The sequence below is a fragment of the Pseudomonadota bacterium genome (assembly GCA_039714795.1).
In the GTDB taxonomy this organism is placed as follows: domain Bacteria; phylum Pseudomonadota; class Alphaproteobacteria; order JAGOMX01; family JAGOMX01; genus JBDLIP01.
This window is the reverse complement of the sequence record JBDLIP010000077.1, coordinates 1-8,701: the sequence shown is the minus strand read 5'-3', so window position 1 is coordinate 8,701 and position 8,701 is coordinate 1. Positions and strand designations below refer to the sequence as shown.

Below are 8,701 nucleotides of genomic sequence, written 5' to 3'. Positions count from 1 at the left end.
GATGTGAGAGTTTTTCTGAAACTTTGAACATTTGAGCACCTACCTTCATGGTGAAGATACCTCAATCTTTACGGGACGGCAACAGATGCGACAGAACCAATTTTAGTCGTGTTCTCTTCATACCAACTCCTCGGTTGCTGCGAGCATACAGGAAAAAATTAAGAAAGTTTACGAAAAATTTATTTCAAAAGCTTTGTTTTATGCCACATACAACCCCTAGCGGGAGTAGCTGACGCTCGAGAATGGAACTGGTACAGTGCCGGTCAGCGTTAACGTGAGTGCTCTAGGCAGCCTTTTGATAACGCCAAACTGTCGCCGGCGGAAGATTGCGAAAGGCCATGCCAAGACGTTTCTTGTCGAGGCCAAAATTCTTGGCCCTTAATGGAGAGAAACCTGGACGATAAGTATATTGTAAGAATTCTCCTTCCTTGTCCATGACTGCAAAACTTGCCTCAATAATTTGCCTTTGGATCTCCTGAGGCATTGCTGTCATTGGCATACCTGAAATCACGCTTGAGACTTTACCAACAAATTTTTTGGGCAATAAGTTTGTAAGGTCACGTGCATCTCCTTGAATAACGTTGACGTCTGGTAAACTGATTTTTAGAAATTCACAAAGCTCAGAATCCAGCTCTAGGACATACAATTTTTCGTTGGGAATACCTGCCTGTAGCAACATTCTGGTGACACAACCAGTTCCAGCACCAAGCTCGACGGCAATACTATCAGAGCGTAAGTTTACATTACGAGCAATAAGTCCCGTAAGCGCTGGAGAGCTAGGTAGTATAGCCCCTAACCTTAAAGGATGTTTCAACCAGCGCTTCAAAAATAAAAGATTTTCGTCGCGGCTATTCTTAACATCTTGTGTGTTGAGAGTTTCTTGCATAAAAAGCCAACCTTTCTAAAAAATTTGATATTGAAATAATATGGCGCATGTTTTGATTGTCATCAAGCAAAGTTTTTGCTTTGATGAAAAATTGAGTTTGAAAGCCCAGGAGTTTAATTAAAATGCAATACACTGTAGCCATTGTCGGCGCCACCGGAAACGTAGGCCAAGAAATTTTGTCGATTCTGCACGAAAGAAAATTTCCCATCAAAGATCTGATTCCCTTGGCTTCAGATCGTTCTGACGGGCAAGAAATTGACTATGGTGATAGAGATATCCTGGTGGTTAAAGATTTGGATACTTTTGATTTTGATGGTGTCGATATTGTGTTAGCCTCGGTAGGCGCTCAAACATCACTAGAGTTTGCGCCTCGGGCTACGCAAGCTGGGTGTTTTGTGATTGATAACTCATCAGCTTTTCGTATGCATCCTGACATACCACTTGTTGTTCCTGAGGTTAATAGAGAAGCTCTGCATCAGGTGCGCAACCAAAATATTGTTGCAAGCCCCAACTGCATTGCTATTCCACTTGCCATGACGTTGGCTCCGTTACACCAAGTTGTCCCTATTAAAAGGGTTGTGATTTCGACTTATCAGTCAACATCAGGTGCAGGGTCAAAAGTTATGGAGGAACTTTTTGAGCAAACTCAGGCCATTTTCTTGAATCAGGACATCGAACACCACTATTTGTCACACCAGATTGCTTTTAATATTATTCCACAGATTGATGAACTCGAGGGCAGTGGCTATACGGGCGAAGAAACTAAAGTGATTCAAGAAACCAAGAAAATAATCGATTCTACAATCGAAATCACAGCGACCTGTGTGCGGGTCCCCGTTTTTGTTGGTCATGCCATTTCGGCTCACATTGAGTTTGCGAGACCTATCGAAGTTACAAAGGCGCAGAATGCATTGCAGCAAGCCGCAGGTATTTGTGTGAATGATTCAAGTGAGCTAACCACTCCTTTGGATTGCGCAGGAACAGATGATGTATTTGTTAGTCGGATCCGTAAGGATGATTCAGTTGAAAATGGTTTGGCGTTATGGATTACATCCGATAACTTGCGCAAGGGTGCAGCTCTAAATACGGTGCAGATTGCCGAAGCATTGGTGGAGGAAGGGGAAGATGGTCAACCTTTATTTTAAAACAGTTCTCGGTGAAGCAAAGATTGTCGCTGGACTACCGTAATTGAGTCGCAGCTTTCAGCAATTTTTGTGTATATTCATGCTGTGGTGATTCAAAAATCTGCTCTGCTGTGCCTTGTTCTACTACTTTTCCTTGATGCATCACGAGGATGTTATGACTCATAGCCCGCACAACTTTTAAATCATGACTGATAAAGAGGTAAGCTAGCCGATGTTTTTTTTGTAAATTGCGCAGCAAATCGATCACTTCCCCTTGAACAGCCCGATCAAGAGCAGACGTTGGTTCATCCAAAATTAACAACTTTGGTTTTAAAACAAGAGCCCGGGCAACAGCGATGCGCTGGCGTTGGCCACCTGAAAACTCATGTGGGTAACGAAATCGTATATCTGGGGCAAGGCCGACTTCGCGCATGACCGCAACGATTTTTTGATCAAAATCAGTATACCCTTTAGAAAGCCCGTGAACTTTCAGTCCTTCACCAATGATTTCTTGGGCTGACATGCGAGGGCTGAGAGAACTAAACGGGTCTTGAAACACAACCTGCATTTCACGGCGAAACGGGCGAACCTTTCGATTGGACAAGCCATCAATTTGTTGCCCATGCAAGATAACTTGTCCCTCAGCTTGTTGCAAGCGCAAGACTGCCATTGCCAAAGTTGTTTTACCTGAACCACTTTCTCCCACTACGCCAATTGTTTGCCCGGCCTGCAAGTCTAATGATACATTATCAACAGCCTGAAAGGTTGCAACTGTGCGTTGCAGAAAACCTTTACGGATAGGAAAGCCAACGCTTAACTTTTTGATTGATAGTACATTGGCAGCACTTGCAACCACTGGGTGCGGATGGCCACTGGGTTCACACGCCAACAGTTGTTGAGTATACGGATGTTGTGGTTTGGCAAAAATTTCAGCTGTTTCACCTGATTCTACAATCTCTCCTTGCGACATCACATAGGTGCGATCAGCCATGTGCTGCACAATCTCGAGGTCATGGGTAATCAACAGTAATCCCATATTAAAACGTCGTTTTAGATCGTTCAAAAGTCCAAGAATTTGTGCCTGGGTGGTTACATCCAAAGCTGTTGTTGGTTCATCGGCAATCAGTAGGTCAGGTTCTCCAGCAAGTGCTATGGCAATCATCACGCGTTGGCGCTGACCTCCTGATAACTGATGTGGATAGGAGGTCATGATACGCTTGGTATCGCCAAACCCAACCAATTTCAACAACTCGTGAATGCGATCCCGGGCTTGAGTCCTATCCAGCCCTTTATGCAATTGCAATGATTCACGAATCTGTTTTTCAACTCGGTGTAGGGGGTTTAACGATGTCATCGGTTCTTGGAATATCATCCCAATACGACTTCCACGTAATTTTCGTAAATTTGGCTCAGACAGCTTCATTAAGTCTTGCCTTTTAAAAATAATATGACCGCTGGGGTGAGAGGCATGTGGATATGGCAATAACTTTAAAATTGCAAGAGCAGAAACGGATTTGCCAGAGCCACTTTCACCAACAAGGGCAACTGTTTCACCGCGTGCTATGTTAAAGCCAATACGGCTAACCACCTGGGTTGCTTTTGTACCTTGACCGAAAACAACAGAAAGATCGGTGACGTCAAGCAGATGACTCATGCTTTCACCTTGCTCTCACTTTACGGGGATCAAAGGCATCACGTACGGCTTCGCCGATGAAAATCAGCAAACTTAAAAGAACTGCCACGGTTACAAACGCGGTGATACCAAGCCAGGGGGCATTTTCCACATTGTTCTTCCCTTGAGCCAGCATTTCCCCTAAAGATGCTGAGCCAGGTGGTAAACCAAAGCCTAAGAAATCAAGCGATGTGAGTGTGGTAATTGATCCATTCAACAAAAACGGCATATACGTCAATGTTGCCACCATGGCATTGGGTAGGACGTGGCGGTACATTATGATTGGCGTTGCCACACCAAGGGCACGGGCGGCTTTGACATAATCAAAATTGCGGGCTCGCAAAAATTCAGCGCGCACAAGATTGACCAGCGCCATCCAACTAAACAACAGCATCAATCCTAATAACCACCAAAAATTCGGCTCAACAAGGCTTCCCAAGATAATCAATAAGAAAAGCACAGGCAGGCCTGACCAGATTTCCACAAAGCGCTGCAACGCCAAATCGACGATCCCGCCGAAATATCCCTGTACTGCCCCAGCTAAAATCCCAACCAGGGAACTAAACAAAGTGAGCGTTAAACCAAACAACACTGAAATGCGAAATCCATAAATAAGCCGAGCCATCACATCACGCCCTTGATCATCCGTACCCAACCAATTTTCAGCCGAAGGGGGCGCAGGTGCTGGGACTGGTAAATCATAATTTACCGTGTTGTAGCTATAAGGAATCAGTGGCCACACCATCCAACCTTTGGTCTCAATAAGATCTTTTACAAAGGGATCGCGGTAGTGCGCTTCGGTTTCAAACTCGCCGCCAAAGGTGGTTTCAGGATAGATCTTCAGCACAGGTACGTACCATGATCCGTCATAAGAAACCAGTAATGGTTTGTCATTCGAGAGAAATTCCGCACACAAGGTGAGTGTGAATAAAATGAGAAAAATCCAAAAAGAAACGTAGCCACGTCGATTGGCGCGAAAATTTTGCAAACGTCTTTTGGTTAATGGACTCATGGTGACCTCACCCCTGTCGCTTGGCAAAGTCAATGCGCGGATCAACCAACATATATGTAAGATCTCCTAAAAGATGCGTGACAAGATTGATCAGCGTAAAAATATAAAGCGTTCCAAACAACAATGGGTAGTCACGGTGCACGGCTGCCGTAAACCCCAAAAGCCCCAGTCCATCCAAGGAAAAAATGACTTCGACCAATAGAGCACCGGTAAATATGATATTCACGAACGCGGCTGGCAGACCGCCGATAATAATGAGCATCGCATTGCGAAACACGTGGAGATAGAGAGTAGCTCTTTCCGTCAATCCCTTGGCGCGGGCTGTAATTACATATTGTTTGTTAATTTCTTCCAAAAAAGAATTTTTGGTCAGTAGTGTTAACCCAGCAAAACCGCTAATCACCAGCGAAATCACTGGCAAGGTAATGTGCCAAAAATAGTCAGCAATCAAAGTTGGCCAGGTCATACTCTGCCACCCATCTGAAATAAGGCCGCGCAGCGGAAAAATTGTCCAATAGCTGCCACCGGCAAACAAGATGATCAACAAAATGGCAAACAAAAATCCAGGGATGGCATAGCCTATGATCACCACTGTGCTGGTCCACATATCGAAAACAGAGCCATCACGGATCGCTTTGCGAATCCCTAGAGGAATCGAGAGGAAGTAGATCAATAGAGTTGTCCAGAGCCCTAAGGAAATCGATACCGGTAGGCTGCTTTTGATCAATGACACCACGGACTGCTCTTTAAAATAGCTGGTACCGAAGTCAAACATTAAATAATTTTTAAGCATTTTGAAAAAACGTTCGTGTGCCGGTTTATCAAATCCATACATCTTTTCAATTTGTGCAATAAATTCAGGGTCCAGTCCTCGAGCCCCTCGATATTTGCTTGTCATGCCCTGGCTTGCTGCCTCACCCACAGGACCTTGCCCGCCTTGTAAATCAATACCGCTTCCGCCGCCAATTCTTGCGGTGGCATCTACGGCTGTTCCCTGGATTTTGGCAATCATTTGCTCAACAGGCCCCCCAGGGGCTGCTTGAACAATGAGAAAGTTAATCAGGATAATTCCAAAAAGTGTGGGAATAATCAAAAACAAACGACGCAGAATATAAGAAAGCAAAAATTATCCCCTAACGCTCAGCCAACGCTCTGGCCCGCTCAACCTTGCAGTGCTTGGTCAATTGGGGTCGCTGGTATTTTTCGGCCAACTCCTTGCAATCATTGCAGTCCACCCACCAGGTACTTAATTGCAGAGTATATTTGGGAAATTTTTTAGGGTGTTTGAAATGGCGCCAATGCGCAAAAAGATACTCATCGCTATGATACATCGGTACTACATAGTATTGGTGTAACAAAACGCGGTCTAGGGCTCTTGTTCGGTTTACCAATTCGTCTCGAGTTGGTGCATCAATCACCTCTTGAATGAGTGCGTCTACGATAGGGCTGGCGATACCCATGTAGTTTCGACTTCCCTTAACGCCCGCTACCTTAGATCCCCAAAATTCAAATTGTTCGTTGCCAGGGGACTCAGATTGGCCAATACGAATACTGATCATGTCAAAATCGAACTCATCAATTCGTGCCATATATTGCGAAGAATCGACAACTCGCAAACGGGCATCAATACCCAATCGTTTTAAGTTGCGGATAAATCCATTGAGAACACGTTTGAGGTCCGGCTGCACCAGTAAAATCTCAAATTTAAAGAGCTGATTAGTTTTCTTGTGGACCAGTTTGTGATTTTTGACCTTCCAGCCAGCCTCTTTTAACAACCCGATCGCTTGACGTAACTGAGCTCGAATATTGCCCGATCCATCGGTAACGGGCATGCGGAAGGGTTTAATAAATACCTCTTGTGGCAGTTGATCTTCAAATGCCTTCAATATCTCTAGCTCCCTTCCTTTAGGTATTCCACGAGATGCAAGCTCAGAGTTGGCAAAATAACTGTTGGTTCTTTTGTAAAGTCCATAGAAAAGATTCTTATTGGCCCATTCAAAATCAAACAACAATGAAATAGCTTTGCGCACCCGCGGGTCTTTAAAAATTTCGCGCCGCGTATTAAAGGCCATACCTTGCATGCCCGCTCCGCCCTGATGTTTCACAGCAAGCTTTTTGACATCCCCTGATTCGACAGCCGGGAATGTGTACGCTTTGGCCCAATTTTTTGCTATATTTTCTAGACGAAAATCTGTTACTCCCGCTTGCAGAGATTGAAACGCGACTGTGGGATCGCGGAAATAGACATATTTTAAAACATCAATGTTGTATTCGCCCTTGTTGACAGGCAGATCCTTGCCCCACCAATTTTCCACCCGCTTATAGGTAATAGACTTTCCAGGGGAGACTTTTTCAATTTTGTACGGACCACTACCCAAAGGGTGCTTCATAGAAGCATCATCAAATTCATGTCCAGGCTCTTGGTAGAAGGTTTTAGACAAAATTGGCATTTCACTAATAATAATAGGAAGCTCTTTGTTGTTACCGTCTTGAAAAGTAAACTTTACCTTATGAGAACCAACTGTTTCAGCGGTTGTAATTTCTCGGTAATATGCTTTGTAAAAAGGTTGACCCTTCTCTTTAAGCATATTGAAGGTAAACACCACATCTTCCGGTATAATCGGAGATCCATCGTGAAACGTGGCATTTTTTCGCAAAGTGAATGTGACAGATGCCCGATCTGGTGCGACCTCAACATCCTCGGCGATATATCCATAAGCTGCAATTGGTTCATCAGCTGAATGATCCAATAATGTTGCATAAAAATTTGAGGCATGCAGTGGGGACATTCCTGCTGCTGGATCTCCCTTGATGATAAATGGGTTCAAACTATCAAAAGTCCCGATTACTGCAAAATTAATACGGCCACCCTTGGGAGCATCAGGATTGACGTAATCAAAATGTTGGAAATCCGGTCCATATTTTAAATCGCCATATAAACTAACACCGTGTGCCGCAATGCTTTTGTCCACCCCAAAACTACATAACATGAGAAACAACATGAAAATTCGGGTGTGAATGTTTATCACGAGTCAGGGTTTTCCTTTATTCATCTGACGATTTACCTTGTGGCAGAGGCAGTGGATTGTCACTTTCGCTATTTAGATAGGCGATAAGGTTGGCACGATCTTGTACCTTTGCCAAGCCCACAAATGCCATTTTGTTACCTTTGACGTATGTTCTGGGCTTATGGAGGTATTTGTTCAGATGCTCAAAGGTCCATTTTTCAGGAAATGATGCCATTGCTTTGGAATAAGCAAATTTGGCAACTTGGCCGGCCTTGCGCCCTACCACTCCGTAAAGATTCGGCCCAACTCGATTGGGACCTCCTTTGTTAAAGGTATGGCACTGGATACATTTTTTGGCAACGATCTTACCCTTTTCAATGCTGGCATTTGCCAGCAAAGGCTCTACTGGTTCAACGGCTTTTGTGACGGCAACTTGAACACCCTCTTGGCCTGGTTGCGTGCTACCTTCAATGATATAGACATTTTTGGCCAAAGGTTTTGGATCGACCAAGGTATCACCAATGATGCTTGCCACCATTGCAATCACCAAGGCCAGCAAAACCGCGGCTGCAATTTTATTAAGTTCAAAACTATCGACACGAAAAAATTTTATAGCGCTCTTCCATCTTGTTCTTTCCCTGGAGAACATTTTACCAAGTTGAGCAGGCATTTACCATAGCTTGATAAATTTTTGTCGTCGCATTGCCTCATAAATAATCTAACTATCTAGGCATTGTTGCCTCATATAAAATTGTACTTCATTAACAGCTAAAAAACAGAATCCTTAAATGAGGCAATGCGTTTTTCACAAATCTAATTGTCGTTGAACACCACTTCGCCGTGGTATCACGTTTTGCACGCTATCAGCAAAATTAGCGAAAACGGATGGCGGAGGTTAGCAGGTTCTGTCGCATCTGTTGAGAGTGCCCGTGAAATTTCTAAAAACGAGATTCCTCTGGGCACACTACACCATCAGAGCCATGAAATTTTCAAATGTTG

At 44.1% G+C, this 8,701-nt stretch carries 7 protein-coding genes; 1 reads left to right on the top strand and 6 read right to left on the bottom strand.

Going from position 1 to position 8,701, the window contains the following annotated elements; all coding sequences use genetic code 11:
* Positions 1-283: 283 nt before the first annotated feature.
* A complete protein-coding gene (locus tag ABFQ95_06120; GenBank protein MEN8237101.1) occupies positions 284-886 on the bottom strand; it encodes an rRNA adenine N-6-methyltransferase family protein in 603 nt (200 codons plus the stop codon).
* A 122-nt stretch (positions 887-1,008) separates the two neighbouring features.
* Between ABFQ95_06120 and ABFQ95_06115 the strand changes: the two genes are divergently transcribed.
* Positions 1,009-2,031: an aspartate-semialdehyde dehydrogenase gene (locus ABFQ95_06115; GenBank protein ID MEN8237100.1), complete on the top strand. Its 1,023-nt coding sequence runs from the start codon at positions 1,009-1,011 to the stop codon at positions 2,029-2,031.
* 34 nt (positions 2,032-2,065) lie between these two features.
* Here ABFQ95_06115 and ABFQ95_06110 read toward each other — a convergent pair whose 3' ends face one another.
* From ABFQ95_06110 to ABFQ95_06090, 5 genes are read right to left on the bottom strand one after another with little or no spacing between them, the layout of a single operon-like run.
* Complete coding sequence (locus tag ABFQ95_06110; GenBank protein ID MEN8237099.1) at positions 2,066-3,664, bottom strand: ABC transporter ATP-binding protein; 1,599 nt, start codon at positions 3,662-3,664, stop codon at positions 2,066-2,068.
* A 4-nt stretch (positions 3,665-3,668) separates the two neighbouring features.
* Positions 3,669-4,694, bottom strand: a complete 1,026-nt coding sequence (locus ABFQ95_06105; protein MEN8237098.1) for an ABC transporter permease — start codon at positions 4,692-4,694, stop codon at positions 3,669-3,671.
* A gap of 7 nt (positions 4,695-4,701) precedes the next feature.
* On the bottom strand, positions 4,702-5,817 hold the full coding sequence (locus tag ABFQ95_06100; protein MEN8237097.1) for a microcin C ABC transporter permease YejB: 1,116 nt from the start codon (positions 5,815-5,817) through the stop codon (positions 4,702-4,704).
* Between the two features lie 10 nt (positions 5,818-5,827).
* Positions 5,828-7,723 (bottom strand): extracellular solute-binding protein, encoded by a 1,896-nt coding sequence (locus tag ABFQ95_06095; GenBank protein MEN8237096.1) that lies wholly within the window; start codon positions 7,721-7,723, stop codon positions 5,828-5,830.
* A gap of 16 nt (positions 7,724-7,739) precedes the next feature.
* Entirely contained in the window at positions 7,740-8,372 is a 633-nt protein-coding gene (locus ABFQ95_06090) for a cytochrome c family protein (GenBank protein ID MEN8237095.1), read from the bottom strand.
* Positions 8,373-8,701 lie beyond the last annotated feature (329 nt).

What these genes read in the sequence shown, in the direction of transcription:
- ABFQ95_06090 (MEN8237095.1), bottom strand. Translation starts at nt 8,372, where the DNA reads ATGCCTGCTCAACTTGGTAAAATGTTCTCCAGGGAAAGAACAAGATGG.
- ABFQ95_06105 (MEN8237098.1), bottom strand. Translation starts at nt 4,694, where the DNA reads ATGAGTCCATTAACCAAAAGACGTTTGCAAAATTTTCGCGCCAATCGA.
- ABFQ95_06120 (MEN8237101.1), bottom strand. Translation starts at nt 886, where the DNA reads ATGCAAGAAACTCTCAACACACAAGATGTTAAGAATAGCCGCGACGAA.
- ABFQ95_06115 (MEN8237100.1), top strand. Translation starts at nt 1,009, where the DNA reads ATGCAATACACTGTAGCCATTGTCGGCGCCACCGGAAACGTAGGCCAA.
- ABFQ95_06110 (MEN8237099.1), bottom strand. Translation starts at nt 3,664, where the DNA reads ATGAGTCATCTGCTTGACGTCACCGATCTTTCTGTTGTTTTCGGTCAA.